This is a genomic window from Streptomyces sp. UC4497, from assembly GCF_054871485.1.
The window spans coordinates 23,297-40,132 of the sequence record NZ_JBTYHB010000004.1 but is presented as its reverse complement, the minus strand read 5'-3'; the positions used below and the strand labels follow the sequence as shown (position 1 = coordinate 40,132).

12 protein-coding genes are annotated in these 16,836 nt (G+C 69.5%); 1 reads left to right on the top strand and 11 read right to left on the bottom strand.

Features of this window, described 5'->3' with window-relative positions:
- Window positions 1–72: 72 nt before the first annotated feature.
- The 9 genes from ACYSUO_RS07365 to iolC form a co-directional block, all read right to left on the bottom strand.
- Window positions 73–942, bottom strand: a complete 870-nt coding sequence (locus ACYSUO_RS07365) for a sugar phosphate isomerase/epimerase family protein (RefSeq protein ID WP_461775206.1) — start codon at window positions 940–942, stop codon at window positions 73–75.
- Window positions 939–1,955, bottom strand: a complete 1,017-nt coding sequence (locus ACYSUO_RS07360; protein WP_461775205.1) for a Gfo/Idh/MocA family protein — start codon at window positions 1,953–1,955, stop codon at window positions 939–941. The genes ACYSUO_RS07365 and ACYSUO_RS07360 overlap by 4 nt, the downstream gene beginning before the upstream one ends.
- A gap of 95 nt (window positions 1,956–2,050) precedes the next feature.
- Window positions 2,051–3,478 (bottom strand): sugar porter family MFS transporter, encoded by a 1,428-nt coding sequence (locus ACYSUO_RS07355; RefSeq protein WP_461775204.1) that lies wholly within the window; start codon window positions 3,476–3,478, stop codon window positions 2,051–2,053.
- 9 nt (window positions 3,479–3,487) lie between these two features.
- On the bottom strand, window positions 3,488–4,438 hold the full coding sequence (locus tag ACYSUO_RS07350) for a TIM barrel protein (protein WP_461775203.1): 951 nt from the start codon (window positions 4,436–4,438) through the stop codon (window positions 3,488–3,490).
- A 49-nt stretch (window positions 4,439–4,487) separates the two neighbouring features.
- Window positions 4,488–5,978, bottom strand: a complete 1,491-nt coding sequence (locus ACYSUO_RS07345; protein ID WP_461775202.1) for a CoA-acylating methylmalonate-semialdehyde dehydrogenase — start codon at window positions 5,976–5,978, stop codon at window positions 4,488–4,490.
- 14 nt (window positions 5,979–5,992) lie between these two features.
- Entirely contained in the window at window positions 5,993–7,870 is a 1,878-nt protein-coding gene (gene iolD / locus ACYSUO_RS07340; RefSeq protein WP_461775201.1) for a 3D-(3,5/4)-trihydroxycyclohexane-1,2-dione acylhydrolase (decyclizing), read from the bottom strand.
- Complete coding sequence (gene iolB / locus ACYSUO_RS07335) at window positions 7,867–8,703, bottom strand: 5-deoxy-glucuronate isomerase (protein ID WP_461775499.1); 837 nt, start codon at window positions 8,701–8,703, stop codon at window positions 7,867–7,869. The genes iolD and iolB overlap by 4 nt, the downstream gene beginning before the upstream one ends.
- 41 nt (window positions 8,704–8,744) lie before the next feature.
- Window positions 8,745–9,608 carry a Cgl0159 family (beta/alpha)8-fold protein gene (locus ACYSUO_RS07330; RefSeq protein WP_461775200.1) on the bottom strand — a complete coding sequence of 288 codons (864 nt, stop codon included), beginning with the start codon at window positions 9,606–9,608 and terminating at the stop codon, window positions 8,745–8,747.
- A 70-nt stretch (window positions 9,609–9,678) separates the two neighbouring features.
- Complete coding sequence (gene iolC / locus ACYSUO_RS07325; protein WP_461775199.1) at window positions 9,679–10,635, bottom strand: 5-dehydro-2-deoxygluconokinase; 957 nt, start codon at window positions 10,633–10,635, stop codon at window positions 9,679–9,681.
- Window positions 10,636–10,861: 226 nt separating this feature from the next.
- On the opposite strand from iolC, the gene ACYSUO_RS07320 reads away from it, so the two are divergent.
- Window positions 10,862–11,854: a LacI family DNA-binding transcriptional regulator gene (locus ACYSUO_RS07320; RefSeq protein ID WP_461775498.1), complete on the top strand. Its 993-nt coding sequence runs from the start codon at window positions 10,862–10,864 to the stop codon at window positions 11,852–11,854.
- Between the two features lie 272 nt (window positions 11,855–12,126).
- On the opposite strand, the gene ACYSUO_RS07315 is transcribed toward ACYSUO_RS07320, so the two are convergent.
- Together ACYSUO_RS07315 and ACYSUO_RS07310 are read right to left on the bottom strand one after the other, a co-directional pair.
- Window positions 12,127–14,850: a family 78 glycoside hydrolase catalytic domain gene (locus tag ACYSUO_RS07315; protein ID WP_461775198.1), complete on the bottom strand. Its 2,724-nt coding sequence runs from the start codon at window positions 14,848–14,850 to the stop codon at window positions 12,127–12,129.
- Between the two features lie 48 nt (window positions 14,851–14,898).
- Window positions 14,899–16,689 carry a TolB-like translocation protein gene (locus ACYSUO_RS07310; RefSeq protein WP_461775197.1) on the bottom strand — a complete coding sequence of 597 codons (1,791 nt, stop codon included), beginning with the start codon at window positions 16,687–16,689 and terminating at the stop codon, window positions 14,899–14,901.
- Window positions 16,690–16,836 lie beyond the last annotated feature (147 nt).

Here is a 16,836-nt window from a genome sequence, read left to right as displayed (position 1 = left end):
CCGCGCCACCGCCGCTCCACACGGCCCGGATTCCAGAACGTCCCCGGCCCCACCGGGAGTTCCCGTCACGCCCTACACGGCCAGCTCCTTGCGGATGCGGTCGAGCATGAACGCGGAGGACTCGCGGGCGCGCTCCTCCCAGGCGAAGACGCAGGCCGTGGCGACGCCGTCGAAGTTCAGCTCGCGCAGGGTGCCGAAGAAGGTGTCCCAGTCGACCTCGCCCTGGCCGATGTCCAGGTGCTGGTGGATGCGGGCCGGGGTGCCGGGCGGGTTCATGATGTAGCGCAGGCCGGACGAGCCCTTGTGGTTGAAGGAGTCGGCGATGTGGACGTGCTGGAGCTTGTCGCCCGCGTGACGCATCATCGCCGCGATGTCGGCCTTCGGGTCCGAGGCACCGGACAGATGGAAGGTGTGCGGGGCGCAGTAGAGGTAGTTCACCCAGGGCTTGTTGATCGCGCGGACCAGCTCGACGGCCGGGGCGTTCTCCTCGCAGAAGTCGTCCGGGTGGGCCTCCAGGTTCAGCGCGATGCCCTCGCGCTCGAAGACCGGGAGGAGCTCGTCCATCGAGCGCCAGAACGATGCCTCGCTCTCGGCGGCACGCTCCGGGCGACCATTGAACTCCGAGTTCATCAGCGGCACTTCGAGCTCGACGGCAATCTCGATCATGCGCTTCCAGTACCGTACGGCCGCCTGCCGCTCGGTCTCGTCCGGCGAGGACCACTTGTACAGGGGCAGTACGGAGGACAGCTGCACGCCGTGCGTCCGCAGGGCATTCCTGAGTTCGGCGACGCGATCGTCGTCCGCACGCGGGTGCAGGAAGAAGGGCATGAAGTCGTCGCGGGGCGACAACTCGATGTGCTCGTAGCCAAGTCCGGCGACGGTGCGCACCATCTCGTCGATGGGCAGCGCACGGAACATGTACGGGTCGAGGGCGATCTTCACGCGGTGCCTCCGTAGAAGACGGGACGAGGCTTCATGTCGGTGGGGATGACACGGCCGGAGTTCAGGGCCTCGACCGTGGCGCTGGTGATAACGGTCGCCGCATAGCCGTCCCAGGCCGAAGGGCCGGTGGGCTCGGCACCCGCCGCGACGCCGGCGATCCACTCGCGGAACTCGGTGTCGAAAGCGGCCTCGAAGCGCCCCACCCAGTCGGTGAGGACCTCGGTGCTGTGCTGCCCGGCCGTCCGCACGCCGACGGCGGCCGGGTCGGGCAGCCGGACGAGACCTTCCTCGGCGACGACCTCGCACTGGATGTCGTAGCCGTACTGACAGTTGACGAAGACCTCGAGGTCGATGCGAGTGCCCTTCGCGGTCTCGAAGAGCATGATCTGCGGGTCCTTGAGGTGAGCGAACCGCTTACTCGTGGAGCGCGGGGTGACGACCTGCGTGGAGACGATTTCGTCGTCCAGGAGCCAGCGCAGTACGTCGATCTCGTGGACGGCGGTGTCGAGGGCGGCCATGTCGGAGGTGTACGACTCGGGAACGGTCGGGTTGCGGTGGGCGCAGTGCACCACCAGCGGCTCTCCTACGCGGCCGGAGTCGATGACGTCCTTCAGCTGGCGGTAGCCGTGGTCGAAGCGGCGCATGAAGCCGACCTGGACGAGGCGCCGCCCGTGGGCGATCTCGGCCTCGGTGATCCGCAGGCAGTCCTCTGCCGTCGTCGCGAGAGGCTTCTCGCAGAAGACCGGCTTGCCCGCGGCGATCGCGTTCAGGACGTGCTCGGCGTGCGTGGGGCCCCAAGAGGTGACCAGCACGGCGTCGACGTCGTCGGCCGCGACGAGCGCGGCCCCGTCCGCGTACACACGAGCACCGGGTCCCGCGGCGGCCTGCGCGGCACGCTCGGCGTCGATGTCGGTGACGGCGGTGACACGGGCTCCGGTGACGACGTCGGTGAGGCGTCGGATGTGTTCCTGACCGATCCATCCGGCGCCGATGACCCCTACGCGCACTGTCATGGGGTGTCCTGCCTTTCTTCGGGCCCCGGGCGCGGTCGGCCCGGGGCATGGGTGGGTAAGGAGATGTCTGAAGTGGAGGGACCGAGCGGGGGTGCTCAGGAGAAGCGGGCCTTGAGGTCCGCCTCCAGGTTCTCGAGGCTGCGGCCCCTGGTCTCCGGCATGTACTTCTTTACGAAGGCGAGGGCGACCAGGCCGAGGACCACGAAGAGGAAGAATGTGGCGGAGATGCCCATGCCGGAGACCAGCGAGGGAAAGACCAGGCCGATCGTGAAGTTGGTCAGCCACAGGACCACCGCGGCGACGCCCATCCCGAAGGCACGCATCCGCATGGGGAAGATCTCCGACAGCGTCAGCCAGGTCACCGGCGAGATCGCGCCCTGCTGGAAGGCGAGGAACGTGACCGTCATGGCGAGCACGGCGTACGCGCGTCCCTCGCCCGCCGGCAGGACCAGGGAGAACACCCCGATCAGCAACAGTGCGGTGATCGTGCCGAGCTGTCCGATCATCAGCATCGGGCGGCGGTTGACCCGGCCGAGCAGCCAGATGCCGACGAAGGTGGCGGTGACCGAGATGACGCCGTTGGCGATGTTGGCGGTCAGGGCGCTGTCGGAGGCGAATCCGGCGTCGGTGAGGATCTCCGTGCCGTAGTACATGATCGTGTTCACGCCCGTGACCTGCTGCACGATCGCGATGCCGAAGCCCACGAGCATCAGTTTGCGGATCCAGGGCGTGGCCTTGAGGTCCTGCCAGCCGCCGAGCCCCTGCTCGTCGTCCTTCACGGACAGAGCGGTGACCTCAGCGAGTTCGGCCTCGGCGCGCTGCCGCGAGCGGACCTGCCGCAGCACCTTCAGCGCGTCCCCGAAGCGGCCCTGCGAGGCCAGCCATCGAGGGCTCTCGGGCATCACCAGCATGCCGAACCAGAGAACAACGGCCGGCAGCGTGGAGATCACGAGCATCCAGCGCCACACACCGCCGGACTCGCCGCCCACCCGCGCGATGATCGCGTTGAAGGTGAAGGCCAGCAACTGTCCTGTCACGATCATGAGTTCGTTGCGGGTGACGAGCGCGCCACGGCGCTCCGCAGGTGACACCTCGGCGAGGTACACGGGGACCGTCACGGAGGCGCCGCCGACGGCGAGGCCGAGCACGAACCGGGCCACCACCATGAACGCGGTGGTGGGTGCGAGCGTGCAGGCCAGCGCGCCGACGAAGAACAGGACGGCGAGCAGCAGAATGTTGCGGCGCCGGCCGCGGGCATCGGAGAGCCGGCCGCCGACGACGGAGCCGAGAGCGGCGCCGAGCAGCAGTGAACTGGTCACCATGCCCTCGGTGAGCGGGCTGAGCCCGAGGTCGTCGCTCATGTACGGCAGCGCACCGTTGATGACACCGGTGTCGTAGCCGAACAGCAGGCCACCGAAGGTGGCGATGACGGTGATGACCCGCAGTCGGCGGCTCGCCGCGAGGTCCGACGTGGTGTCGGTCCCGGCGGGCGGCGCCGTGGGCGTGTCGTCCTTCACGTCCATGGCGGCCTCCTACCGGGTGAGGTCGGGGCGACGGGTTCCGGCCAGTCCGCATCCGGCGAGGTGCTCGCGGGTGCGTACGGCGATGGGCAACGGTGTGTCGGGGGCGCACGGGTACAGGTCCTGCTCGACCACGACGAACAACTCGGCATCCAACTTGGCGAGTTCGTCGACGACGGAGGCCGGGTCCGGCACGCCCGCGGGCGGCGTCACGCACACACCGCGCTTGACAGCCTCGCCGAACGACAGGTCCTCGGCGGCGACCTGGGCGAGCACCTGCGGGTCCATCTGCTTGATGTGGACGTAGCCGACGCGATCGCCGAAGCGGCGGATGAGGTCCAGGTTGTCGCCACCCCCGTAGGCGACGTGTCCGGTGTCCAGGCACAGGTTCGTGTACCGCGCGTCGGACTCGTTGAGCAGGCGCTCGATCTCGGGCTGCGTCTGGATGTGGCTGTCGGCGTGCGGGTGCAGAACGAGACGGACGTCGTACTCGTCGAGCAGCAACCTGCCGAGTCGGTCGGCCGCCTTGCCGAAGCCCGCCCACTGCTCGGCGGTCAGTTCCGGCGACTCCGTGAACGCGCCGGTCTTCTCGTCGCGGTACATGGGCGGGATGAGGACGAGGTGGTGGGCGCCCGCGGCGGCGGTCAGGGTGGCCACCTGGCGGACATGGGCCAGCATCTCGTCCCAGGCCTCGGGTCGGTGCAGCGCGCCGAACGCGGTGCCGCCGGAGACCTTCAGGCCGCGCGCTTCGAGCGCGTCCGCCAACTGTCGCGGATCCGTGGGGAGATAGCCGTACGGGCCCAACTCCAGCCATTCGTATCCGGCTTGGGCCAGTTCGTCGAGGAACCGGGTGTGCGGGACCTGCTGGTCGTCCTGCGGGAACCAGATGCCCCAGGAGTCGGGGGCGGAGCCGAGGCAGAGGTTTCCGACGGTGGTGCGCAGGGGTGTTGGCGCCGTTGCCATGGTTGTGTCCTTCGGTGACGTCGGGAGCGGGGGACGCTGGGAGGTGGGGTCAGTTGGAGGTGGGGAAGGCGAATCCTGCGGTGGTCTGCTGTTCCCGGCGCGGCCAGCGGGTGGTGACGACCTTCGGCCGGGTGTAGAAGCCGATGCCCTCGGGGCCGTGCACAGGAGAGTCGCCGATGAGGGAGTCCTTCCAGCCGCCGAAGGAGTAGTAGGACATCGGGACCGGCACGGGCACGTTGACGCCGATCATTCCGACCTTGACGCCCCGCTGGAAGCGGCGGGCCGCCTCGCCGGAGTCGGTGAACAGGGCGGTGCCGTTGCCGTACGGGTTGGCGTTGATCAGGGCGATGGCCTCGTCGAGGGTGTCCACGCGGACGACGGCGAGGACCGGGCCGAACAGCTCCTGCTGGTACGCGTCCATGGCCGTTGTTACGTGATCCAGGAGGGAGGGGCCGGTGAAGAAGCCGGTCTCGTGTCCTTCGACCTTCAGGCCTCGGCCGTCGACGACGACGGTGGCGCCCTGGGCGGCTGCGGTGGTGACACCGTTCTCGACGCGCTCGCGGGCGGCCGCGGTGATCAGCGGGCCCATGTCGGTGCCGGGATTGTCGCCGGGGCCGACGTTCACCTCGCGGGCCTTGCGCTCCAGGGCCCCGACCAGTGCGTCGGCGCAGTCCCCGACCGCGACGGCGACCGACACAGCCATGCAGCGTTCACCGGCCGAACCGTAGGCGCCGGCGGTGATGTGATTGGCGGCGAACTCCAGGTCCGCGTCCGGGAGGACGACGGCGTGGTTCTTGGCCCCGCCGAGGGCCTGGACGCGCTTACCGTGCGAAGTGGCCTGCTGGTGAACGTACTTGGCGATCGGGGTGGAGCCGACGAAGGAGACCGCCTCGATGCCCTCGTGCGTCAGGATTGCGTCGACCGCGTCCTTGCCGCCGTGCACGACGTTGAAGACACCATCGGGCAGTCCGGCCCTGCGGTACAGGTCGGCGACGAAGTTCGCGGCGGACGGGTCGCGCTCGCTGGGCTTGAGGATGAAGGTGTTGCCGGTCGCGATGGCGATCGGGTGCATCCACAGCGGAACCATGGCTGGGAAGTTGAACGGGGTGATGCCGGCGACCACTCCAAGCGGCTGGCGGAAGCCCAGTACGTCCACGCCGCGGGAGACCTGGTCGGAGTAGTTGCCCTTGAGGACGTCGCCGAGGCCGCAGGCGTACTCGACGACCTCGCGGCCACGCATGATCTCGCCGCGGGCGTCGTCGACAGTCTTGCCGTGTTCGGCGGAGATGATCCGGCCCAGCTCCTCCTCGTGCTCGGCCAGCAACTGCCGGAAGGCGAACATGACGTGAGTGCGCTGGGCGACGGAGGACTCGGACCAGGTCTCGAAGGCGTGGGCGGCAGCGGTGACCGCAGCGTCCACGTCGGCAGAGGTGCCGAGGGCGACACGGGCCTGCTCCTGGCCGGTGGCCGGGTTGAAGACCGCACCAGTGTCGGCCCCGGCAACGTGTGTGCCGTTGATCCAGTGCTGAATGCTGTTCACGGTGTGGGGTGTCCTTACAGGTAGTGGCGCTGTGTGCGCTTGCGGGCGGCGTACGTCTCGTACGCGGCGCGGGTGGTGTCGAGGGCGGAGACCTCGCTGACGGGGACGTCCCACCAGCCGTGGCCGGGCGGGTTGGGCCCGTACAGGTCGGTCTCGACGTGCACGACCGTGGTGCGCTCGGCGGCCTTGGCCTTCTCCATCGCCGTACGGAAGGTGTCGACGCTGTCGGCGTGCAGGACGTCCGCGCCGAGCGAGGCGGCGTTCGCGGCCAGGTCGACGGGGAGCACGTCGCCGTCGAGCTGTCCCGATGTTCCGTCGCGGTAGCGGTACTTGGTGCCGAAGCGCTGCGAGCCGAGGGACTCGGACAGGGCACCGATGGAGGCGAAGCCGTGGTTCTGGACCAGGACGATGATGACCTTCAGCCCCTCGGAGACCATGGTCACGATCTCCTGAGCCATCATCAGGTACGAGCCGTCACCGACCAGCACGACGACCTCACGGGACGGGTCGGCCATCTTCGCGCCGACGCCGGCGGCCACCTCGTAACCCATGCAGGAGTACGCGTACTCGACGTGGTAGGCCTTGGGATCCCGGGCCCGCCACAGCTGTTGCAGATCGCCCGGCATCGAGCCGGCGGCGTTGATGACCACGGCCCGGTCGTCCAGTGTCTCGTTCAGGGCGCCGAGGATCTCCGTCTGCGCGGGCAGGGGCTCGTGGCGGACCGTGAAGCAGTCGTTCTCGATCTCCCGTGTCCGGACAATGAGTTGGCGGGTGCGGAACCGGTACTCCGGCGCCACCTGCCAGTCGTCGAGTGCCTCCGCTAGCGCCTCGATGCCGAGGCGGGCGTCGGCGAGCAGCGGCACGGCGGAGTGCTTCACCGCGTCGAGCCGGGCCACGTTCAGGTTGACGAAAGTGACGTCGGGGTTGCCGAAGACGGTGTGGCTCGCGGTGGTGAAGTCGGAGTAGCGGGTGCCGATGCCGAGGACCACGTCCGCGTCCTTCGCCAGCTCGTTGGCCGCGTACGCACCCGTCGAGCCGAGGCCGCCGACCGCGCATGGGTGGTCCCAGGGCACCGTGCCCTTGCCGGCGTGGGTGTCGGCGACAGGGATGCCGGTGGTCTCGGCGAAGGCCCGCAGCGCGGTCTCGGCGCCGGAGTAGACGGCGCCACCACCGGCCACGATGAGCGGCTTCTTCGCCGTCCTCAGCAGGCGTACGGCCCGCTCGACCGTGGCCGCCTCGGGAACCGGTCGGCCGATGTGCCACACCCGGCGCCGGAAGAACTCCAGCGGCCAGTCGTACGCCTCGGCCTGTACGTCCTGCGGCAGCGCGAGGGTCGCCGCGCCGGTCTCGACCGGGTCGGTCAGGACCCGCATCGCCGCGAGCGCGGCCGGGATCAGCTGTTCGGGGCGGGTGACCCGGTCGAAGTACTTCGACACCGCGCGGAAGGCGTCGTTGACGGTGGTGTCACCGGCGCGCGGGTCCTCCAGCTGCTGGAGCACCGGATCGGCGGCGCGGGTGGCGAACATGTCGCTGGGCAGCAGCAGGACGGGGATCCGGTTGGTGGTGGCCAGCGCGGCGCCCGTGATCATGTTGGTGGAGCCGGGCCCGGTGGACGCGGTGCAGGCGAACGCGGACAGCCGGTCCCGCATCTTCGCGAAGGCGACGGCGGCGTGCACCATGCCCTGCTCGTTGCGCGCCAGGTAGTACGGCAGATCGGCCTCACCGGTCGCCGAGGCCTGCAGCAGCGCCTGGCCGATGCCGGCCACGTTGCCGTGCCCGAAGATGCCCCAGGCGCCGGGGATCAAGCGCTGTTCCTGGCCGTCGCGCTCGCTGTACTGGTTGGCCAGGAACCGCACGAGGGCCTGCGCGGTGGTCAGTCGTACGGTGTTCATCGCTGTCCTCCGAAGGGCAGCCGGGCATCCATGTCCTGGGACGCCCAGGTCGAGCGGACCCAGCCGTGAGCGGGGTCGTCGCAGATCAGCCACGCGCGATCCTGGCCCGGGCCCGCCATGACGTTGAGGTAGTAGAGGTCGTAGCCGGGCGCCGCGATCGACGGGCCGTGCCAGCCGTGCGGGATGAGCACGGTGTCGCCGGAGCGGACCTCGGCGAGCACCTCCAAGGGGCGGTCCTCGGTGCCGTAGACCCGCTGATAGCCGAAGGCGCCGGGGCCTCCGTCGATCTCGAAGTAGTAGATCTCCTCCAGCTCCGACTGCTCGCCGGGGATCGCCTCGTCGTGCTTGTGAGGCGGGTACGAGGACCAGTTGCCGCCCGGCGTGAGGACCTCGCACACCAGCAACTGGTCCGCCTCGAAGGTTCCCGGCAGGCAGTAGTTGTTGACCTGTCGCGAGCAGGCGCCGGCCCCGCGCAGTTCGACCGGCACGTCCTCGCGCCGCCCGTACCGGGCGGGCAGTGTGCGTTCAGTGCGCGCCGAGGGCAGCGCGAACCGGCCGCCGCCCGCACTGCTGACCGACGCCTCGGCGTCCCGCGGCAGATACGCGAAGTCGGTGGCGGCGGCGAACACTCCGCTGCGCCCGGTGAGCTCGAAGACGTCGCCGGCCACGGACACGGTCGCCGATCCCTCCAGCGGCAGCACGAGGAACTCGGCGTCACCGGTACGGAAGGTGTGCGTCTCACCGGGCGCCAGGGTGAGCACCTTGAGACCGGAGTGGCCCCAACCGGCCGACTCCGGTGTGACGTCGAGGTCGTAGGCCCCGGACGCCGACATCCCCTTGAGCAGGTGGTACTTGGCGGTGTCGATGTGCGTGCTCACAGCAGGCCCACCGCCCGGTCCACGGCACCGGCGACGTCGCCGTCCGAGGGGTAGAGCAGGGACCGGCCGACGGTCAGGCCCTGCGCGGTGGGGAGCTTGAGGGCCCTGCCCCAGGACTGGAAGGCCGCCTCGGGATCCTTTACCTCGCCGCCGAGCAGCACAGCGGGCAGCGTGGAGGAAGCGAGTACGCGCTCCATGCCGTCGACGACGGGCAGCTTCAGCCAGGTGTAGGCGGACCGGCGACCCAGGCCGGATGCGATGGTGACCGACTTGATCACGGCCTCGGTGGAGAGGTCGTTGCGGATCCGCCCGTCCTCCTGCCACGCCGAAAGGAACGGTTCCACCATCGCGATGAGCCGGCGGTCATTGAGCTCGTCGACGGCTCGCGCGGTGTTCTCCAGCGCGGCGGGGGTGGCCGGGTCGCCCAGTGCAATGCGGGTGAGCATCTTGCCACCGTCGAACCCCATCGCGGCGATGGTCTCCGCGTCGTAGCCGGTGAATCGGTCGTCGATCTCGAAGGTCGACCCGGCGAGGCCGGCCCGGTTCATGGATCCGAAGACGCTCTTGCCGTCCAGCACGCCGAGCAGCAGCAGGTCTTCCAGGATGTCCGCGGTCGCCAACACACCAGTCACGCCCGGCCGTTCGAGGGCGACACACATCCGGTCGAGCAGTTCAAAGCGGTCGGCCATGGCGGACGGGTCACTGCCGACGGCATTGGCGCCGCGCGCCGGGTGGTCCGCGGCGATGATCATGACCCTTCCGTGTTCCCCGAACGGCGATGTCGCCCTCACCCGACGGGCGGCGGCGGCCGCGACGGCACCGGGATCGTTCACCCGGGCACCGACGATGCGATCGACCATCTCGGACCTGCCGGCGGAACGACCCTCGGCACGCCCGGCGCGACGCCCGGCGCGACGGCCGGCGGACTTGTCAGCGGACAGCACTGTGCACCTCACTCAGCTTCGCTTCGACCTCGGACTCGGTCGGCATGGCGTCCGAGCAGGCCAACCGGCCCGCCACGATCGAACCCGCGGCATTGGCGAAGGAGACCGTGCGCCGGGTGTCCCAGCCGGACAGCAGCCCGTGGCAGAGCGCGCCGCCGAAGGCGTCGCCCGCGCCGAGTCCGTTGACCACGTCCACCGGCACCGGCGGGATCTCGGTCACGGAACCGTCCCGGTCCATGGCGAGGACACCCTTGGGCCCCTGCTTCACCACAGCCAGTTCGACTCCCGCCGCCAACAGCGCCTTCGCGGCGGCGTACGGCTCCCGCTCCCCCGTGGCGACCTCGCACTCCTCGAGGTTTCCGACCGCGACCGTGGAGTGACGCAGGGCCTGCGCATAGTACGTACGGGCCTGGCCGGTGTCGCTCCAGAACATGGGCCGCCAGTCGAGGTCGAACACCGTCGTCCCGACCTTCGCTCGGTGGGCGAGAGCGGCGCGCGTCGCGGACCGGCTCGGCTCCTCACTCAGCCCGGTGCCGGTGAACCACAGGATCCGCGCCCCACGGACCTCCTCCAGATCCAGCTCGTCCATGCGGAGGTCCAGGTCGGGCGCCTTCGGCTGCCGGTAGAAGTACAGCGGGAAGTCGTCCGGCGGGAAGATCTCGCAGAAGGTGACCGGGGTCGGTGCGATGTCCGACGTCCCGACGAAGCGGGTGTCGACGCTGTAGCCGTTGAGCGCGCCGCGGACGAAGTCACCGAACGGATCGCGGCCCGTCTTGGTGATCACAGCGGCACGATGTCCGTAACGGGCCGCGGCCACCGCGACATTGGTCGGACTGCCTCCCAGGTACTTGCCGAACGAGGCGACCTCGGCGAGCCCCACGCCTGTCTGGAGCGGATACACATCCACTCCCACCCGACCCATGGTCAGCACTTCGAACGACATCACGCAGGGGACCTCTCACTCACGAACAGGGCTCGGCACGCAGCACTCAGTACGCGGAATTTCCGCCACTGTCGCGCTCTACTAGCGCGCTCTAGTTCGAGTACGATGACCCCTGTTCAAATGTCATGTCAATAGGTTGTTGCCGCGAGATTTCGTGGACGCACGGCGAGAGGGCCTGGAGTCACAGGTGAGCGAAACGGGAAATCCGGGAAAGCACCGCCCCACGATGGCGGACGTCGCCGAGAAGGCGGGCGTCTCACGGGCTCTGGTGTCCATCGTCTTCCGGAACCAGCCGGGCGCCGGCCAGGAGACACGTGACCGCGTGCTGCGGGTCGCCGAGGAGATCGGCTACCGGCCCGACAATGCGGCACGGCTGTTGGCGCGGGGCCGCAGCCGCACCCTCGGGGTCTTGTTCACCGTCCATCAGCCGTTCCAGGCCGACCTCGTCGAGGGCATCTACCCGGAGGCCGAACGACACGGCTACGACGTCCTCCTCTCCGCCACGGCCCCGGGCCGCGACGAGGCCCAGGCGATCGAGGCCCTGCTCGCCCACCGCTGCGAAGCCGTCGTCCTGCTCGGCCCGCGCTCCGAACCGGCACAACTCGATGCCCTCGGCCGTCGCACCGTCACCGTCTCCGTCGGCCGACGTGTGCGCGACGCTCGCCTCGACAGCGTCTACACGGCCGACAACAAGGGCGTCCGGCAGGCCATGGACCACCTCACCGAACTCGGCCACCAGCGCATCGTGCACGTGGACGGCGGCCGCGACCCCGGCTCGGCCGAGCGGCGCCGCGCCTACCGCGCAGCGATGCGCCGGCACGGCCTCGACGCCGAGACGCGGGTGATTCCCGGCAGCCACACGGAGGATGCGGGCATCGAGGCGGGCCGGCTGCTCGTTGCCGAACGCGAGAAGGGCGCACCGCTACCGACGGCGATCCTCGCCTCCAACGACCGTTGCGCGATGGGGTTGTTGATGGCCTTCGCCCGTGCCGGCATCGACGTCCCCGGCGAGGTTTCCGTCGTCGGCTACGACGACAGCCACCTCTCCCACCTCATGCCCGTCGCCCTGACCACGGTCCGCCAGGACGCCGTACTCATCGCCGAACAGGCCGTGCGCTTCGTGGTCGAGCGCCTGGACGACGGAGCGCTCGACGTACGAGAGGCGGTCATCGACCCGAAACTCGTCGTACGGGACACCAGTGGGCCGCCTGCCGACTGACGCATGCGCGCGAAGCGGAGGTGGCGACGAGATTCCAGGTGAGCCTGTTCCGCCAGGCCGGTTCGGTGACCGTACCCGCCAGCGTGGCGGCTCGTCAGGGCGCCTGGGCGTCGGCCATGAATACCGTCTGCGCCTCGGACACCGTCATGGCGACATCGGCGTCGAGCGATGTCTCAGCATGCGAGGCGCAAGTGCGCGGTCACGGCCCGAGGATCGGCATCCGCACGTACGGAGGCCGATCCTCACGAATGAGTCGTTCTGCAACCCGGTCGTCACCGGTCAGGTGCGACCCGGGCCCCCGCCGGGCGAGACCTCCCGGCGGTCGATGTCTCCTTGGGCGTACCGACCGAGGCTGTGTGACGTCCCGGCCCCACCGTCCGTTCCGTGCCGTCGGGGAGGACGACCGTGGCGGTGGACGTGGGTGGGACATCGACGGTGAGGTCCAACTGGTCGCCGCTGGTGCGCCATTCGACCGTCATGGGGCCGCGTGGACTGTCGAAGGAACCGCGCGCCCATTCGACCGATGTGTGAGGGACCGGTGCGACGACGAACCGCTCCCAGGCCACGGAGCCCTCGGCCTGGCGCAGGCCGAGGGTGTGGGTGTGCAGGAAGTGGATGACGGCGCCCTTGCTGTAGTGGTTGAGGGATTCGTGCGCGTCGCCGTTGTCGTCAATGCCGTCCCAGTCCTCCCAGACCGTGGTGGCACCGCGATCGAGCATGCCGAGCCAGGACGGCGAGGTGCGCTGCAGCAGGACCTCGTACGCGAGGTCGGCGTGGCCGGTGTCAGTGAGGGTGGGGAGCAGATCGGCGGTGGAGAGGAAGCCGGTCGTGAGGTGTGTTCCGGCCGCGCGGATCAGGGTCGCCAGGCGGGCGGCCGCCGGGACGCGGAGCTTGTCGGGGGCAAGGCCGTTGGTGAGGGCACGGACGTAGCTCGCCTGGGTGTCGACGGTGGTGCGGCCGGCGTCATCGATGAATTCCGTACGCCACGCATTCTTGATCCGCTCCGCGAGGTACGCGTACCGGGCGCCTTCGTTCTGGCGGCCGAGGACAGCGGCGATCGATGCGAGGGTTGCGGTCGTGCGGTACAGGAAGGCGGTGCCCACCTCGCCCTTGTCGGTTGCCATCCAGTCCTGCTCCGGTTCGAGGAGCGAGCCGTCCGCGGCGCGGGGCTTCGGCTCGCACCACTCCCCCCAGTGGAAGGAGCCGTCCCAGATGAACTCCTCGTGCGGCAGGGGCTGAGGCGACCGGGCTACACGTGAAGGGTGCCGTGCCGTGCGGGCGGTGGTCAGGGCCCACTCGACCCAGCGGACCATGGCATCCCAGTTCTCGGCGAGGGCCCGGCGGTCGCCGTACGTCTCGTACAGCAGCCACGGGACGAGGACGATCGCGTCGCCCCAGCCCGCCGAGCCGGTCATCGAGTCCAGACGCTCGTCGGTGTGGAGCTTGATGCGCCGTCCGTCCGGGGAGAAGTTGGCGATGCGTCCGTCGTCGAGCTGGTCGTCGCGGACCGAGCGCAGCCATTTGCGGACGAAGCCATGGATGTCGTAGAGGCGTGCGGCGGTGGGTGCGAAGACCTGGAAGTCGCCGGTCCAGCCGATGCGTTCACGGGTCGGGCAGTCGGTGGGGACGTCGACGGCGTTGCCGCGAAAGCTCCAACGCGCCACGTCGTACAGGCGGTTCAGGTCCTCGTTGCTGCAGGAGAAGGTGCCGGTGGGGCGCAGGTCGGTGTGGACGACCCGCATGGTGAGGCTCGACGCGTCCAGTGGGGCGTCGCCGCGCTCCAGGCGTGCGTAGCGGAACCCGTGCAGCGTATGGCGGGGCTCGAAGATTTCGCCCGGAGTGCCCGAGGAGACCACTTCGTCGTGCTGGACGAAGACCGTCACCGGGTCGCCGGGGCGCTGGATGTCGAGGTGGGTGGTAGTCAGGTCACCGGTTGCCGGGTCGAGGTGTTCACCGTGGTCGATCACGGTGCGGGTGCCGGCCGGCCCGAGGTCGGTGAGCCGGAGCCAACCGGAGGCGTTCTGGCCGAAGTCGGCGATCCATGCACCGTCCGGCAGGTGGGTGAGCGAGGCGCAGGGCAGGTCTTCGATGTGGCGGATCGGCGGGGCCGGGGACCAGTCGATCGGGGGCGCGGTCACGGCGTCGACAAGAACCGGCTGCTCAGGTCCTTGGGGCGCGAGGTGGTCGGTGATCTGGCCGTCCATCAGGTCGGCGCGGGTGACGGGCCCTGCGGCGGAGGTCCAAGTCTCGTCGGTGCGCACGACCTGGGATGCCCCGTCGGCGAGTTCGAGGTGCAACTCCAGCCGGGCGGCCAGGAGTTCCCCCCAGCCGGCCGGTTTACGGAAGGCGCCCACCTGGCCTCGGTACCAGCCGTCGGACAGGACGACCTCGAGGTCGTTGCGGCCCGGGCGGACGGCTGAGGCGACGTCGGCGGCCTGTGCGTACAGGGTGCGGTCGTAGGAGGTCGAGCCGGGCGCGAGCTCGGTGGTTCCTGCGCGCTCGCCGTTCACGAATGCCTCGTACACGCCGAGTGCAGTGGAGTACAGGCGGGCGCGTACGGGGCGGCCCAGTGTGCTGAACGTGGTCCGCAGGGTGCGTGCGGGGCGGGTGCCCGGCGGCAGGTGGGTGTTCTGCGGGTCGTCGGGCGGGGTGATCCAGGAGGCGGTCCAGTCGGCGTCGAGGAGCCCGGCCTCGAAGGCGTGCCATCGGCTCCACGCGGAATCCTCCGTGGGCGAGCGGAGTCGCACACGCCAGCGCACGCGCTCGCCGCTGCGCAGCGGGCGCAGCGGCCAGTCGACGAGGACGTGGCCGGCCACCAGGGCGTGGTAGTGCGGTTCATCGTCGATGTGGATCTGCAGGTCGTACTCCTCGTGCGGCGCCACGGCGGTCCGAGGAGGCTTCCAGGACAGTCGGGGGCGGCTGCCGGACACCGGAAACCGGTCGCCTCCGTGGTCGATCGCCAACTCGTGCGGTATGTCAGGGGTGTTGAGAGTCATCCGGTCTGTGTCCTCCGGTGTCCGGATCGGTTCCGAATCGGCCTGGGCTCAGCTTCCGTTGGCCGGCTGCGTGTAGGTGGTTCCGTCGATGGTGGTGGTGAGTGTGCCGACTGCCTGGAATTCGTTTCTGAGCATCGCGGACGGGCCGAGCGTGAACCCGTCGGGGCCTGTGCGCTTGGTGCCCGTGTGCCGACCGGACAGCTTCAGGTCCTCGGTCCAGGTGAGGCAGGCGAGGGCCGTGGCGGTGCCGGGCGTGCAGCCGAGCGTCGTGTTGGAGACGCGCTCCACCTTTTCGGTGCCGTTGATGATGTTCGTGCCGTCGTCGCTGAAGTCGCGGTAGTCGACGGTGAGGGCGAGGGTCTGTGTGTCCGCGCTGTTGTTGGTGATGCGTACGGTGGCCGCTCCCTGTGCCTTTCCGCGCAGGGTGTACGTGCCGGTGGGTACCGGCCGCTGCGGCTCCGGAGCCTTGTCCGGGTCGTACGGCAGGCCCCAGGTCTTGTCGGGGACCGGCGGGGCGGCGACGGGTGCGCTGGGCTTGAAGTCCGGGAAGCGGGCGATCATCAGCCGGCTGTTGCGGCCTCCGGGTTCCTTCGAGTCGGCGCAGCGGTGGGGTGTCGGGTTCGCACCACAGGCCAGGTTCTCGGTGTAGACGACGGCCGTGCTGTCGGCGAGCCACGCCGGGTCGGCGGCGGCGTTCCAGTTCTTGTCGGATCCGGCGTTGATCTGGAAGCCGCGGCCGGTCGCGGGGTCGACGAGCCAGGGCGAGAAGAAGCGGCGGTTGCCGCTGTTGCGGATCCCGGAGACGTACGGGGCGGTGCCCGCCTGGGCGGTGAGCGGAGGGACGCCCGGCAGGCCGGAGATGAAGTCGAGGCGTCCGGAACCGTTGACCTCCTCGGCGAGCAGCCACTTGCCGTTGGGGGACATCGCCATCGGGTCCGTGTAGTGGGCATTGCGGGTGATCGGCCGGGAGGTGCCGGTGGCCAGGTCGGTGGCCCAGGCGTCCATGCTGTCGGAATTCAGGCTCTGGATGCCGAGGGTCGCCCGTCCGTCGGCGGTCCAGCCGCGCGGTTCGCCGACCATTCCGGCGTGATTGAAGCGCAGTTCGTTGCCGTCCTCGACGACCATGGGCTGGAAGGCCGGTGCCGGGTTCTGGAGCGTCGAGACGTTGGTGAGGTGATAGCGCCCCTTGTCCTGGTCGTAGGCGATGCGGCCGACGTACGGGACGATGCTGAGCACCCTGAAGTCGACGACGTTGAACAGCAGATGCTGCCCGTCGGGGCTCAGCCGCCATTCCCTGCCGTTGTTGACACCCTGCTCGTCCCGCTGGAAGAGCGGCTTGTCGTTCCAGTAGATGGGGGTGATTTTGGTGTGGGCGGGGGTGCAGCGTCGGTCCGTGACGGCGTACTTCACTCCGTCGGCGCCGCACTCCAGGATGCCGTTGCTGACCAGGACGCGCTTGCGGTCGGGCAGTTCGTTCGCCGGTGGGTAGACGAGCTGGCTGGTGTCGATGTCCGACCCGTAGGACACCCCGCAGGTGATGCACTTCCATGCCTCACCGTTCGGGAAGGTGCTGCCGTCGGTGCGGACCACCAGGACCTGATTGCCGCGGTACACGCTCGCCGCACCGGATTCCGGTGCTCCCGCGTACGTGATGCCGAGAAACACGTACTTCGGGTCCCTGGCCGGCCCTGGGGTGCCGATGCCACTCCAGTCGGCCGAGACACAGCCGGTGGGGTGGGTGCACTCGCCATCGGCGGGGACGGTCGGCGGCACCGGCAACTCGCTGATGTTGACCCGTGGTTGGCCCGCACCGTTCGACGTGTCGGCCGCCGTCGCCATGTTTGTGGACGTGGTGGCTGTTCCCTCGACCTGGGCGGTGGGCAGAGCTATAGCGAGCGCCAGTAAAGCGGCCGCCGAACCCCTCACGAGCGTGGCACGCAAACTTCTTCCAGCTCTTATGGACACTGCGACTTCCTCACTGGTCGT

Bases quoted from the DNA above. Each gene is read 5' to 3' on its own strand.
- ACYSUO_RS07360 (WP_461775205.1), bottom strand. From the start codon at position 1,955: ATGACAGTGCGCGTAGGGGTCATCGGCGCCGGATGGATCGGTCAGGAA.
- ACYSUO_RS07355 (WP_461775204.1), bottom strand. From the start codon at position 3,478: ATGGACGTGAAGGACGACACGCCCACGGCGCCGCCCGCCGGGACCGAC.
- ACYSUO_RS07350 (WP_461775203.1), bottom strand. From the start codon at position 4,438: ATGGCAACGGCGCCAACACCCCTGCGCACCACCGTCGGAAACCTCTGC.
- iolD (WP_461775201.1), bottom strand. From the start codon at position 7,870: ATGAACACCGTACGACTGACCACCGCGCAGGCCCTCGTGCGGTTCCTG.
- iolB (WP_461775499.1), bottom strand. From the start codon at position 8,703: ATGTCGGCGTCCGGGGCCTACGACCTCGACGTCACACCGGAGTCGGCC.
- ACYSUO_RS07330 (WP_461775200.1), bottom strand. From the start codon at position 9,608: ATGGTCGATCGCATCGTCGGTGCCCGGGTGAACGATCCCGGTGCCGTC.
- iolC (WP_461775199.1), bottom strand. From the start codon at position 10,635: ATGTCGTTCGAAGTGCTGACCATGGGTCGGGTGGGAGTGGATGTGTAT.
- ACYSUO_RS07320 (WP_461775498.1), top strand. From the start codon at position 10,862: ATGGCGGACGTCGCCGAGAAGGCGGGCGTCTCACGGGCTCTGGTGTCC.
- ACYSUO_RS07315 (WP_461775198.1), bottom strand. From the start codon at position 14,850: ATGACTCTCAACACCCCTGACATACCGCACGAGTTGGCGATCGACCAC.
- ACYSUO_RS07310 (WP_461775197.1), bottom strand. From the start codon at position 16,689: ATGGCGACGGCGGCCGACACGTCGAACGGTGCGGGCCAACCACGGGTC.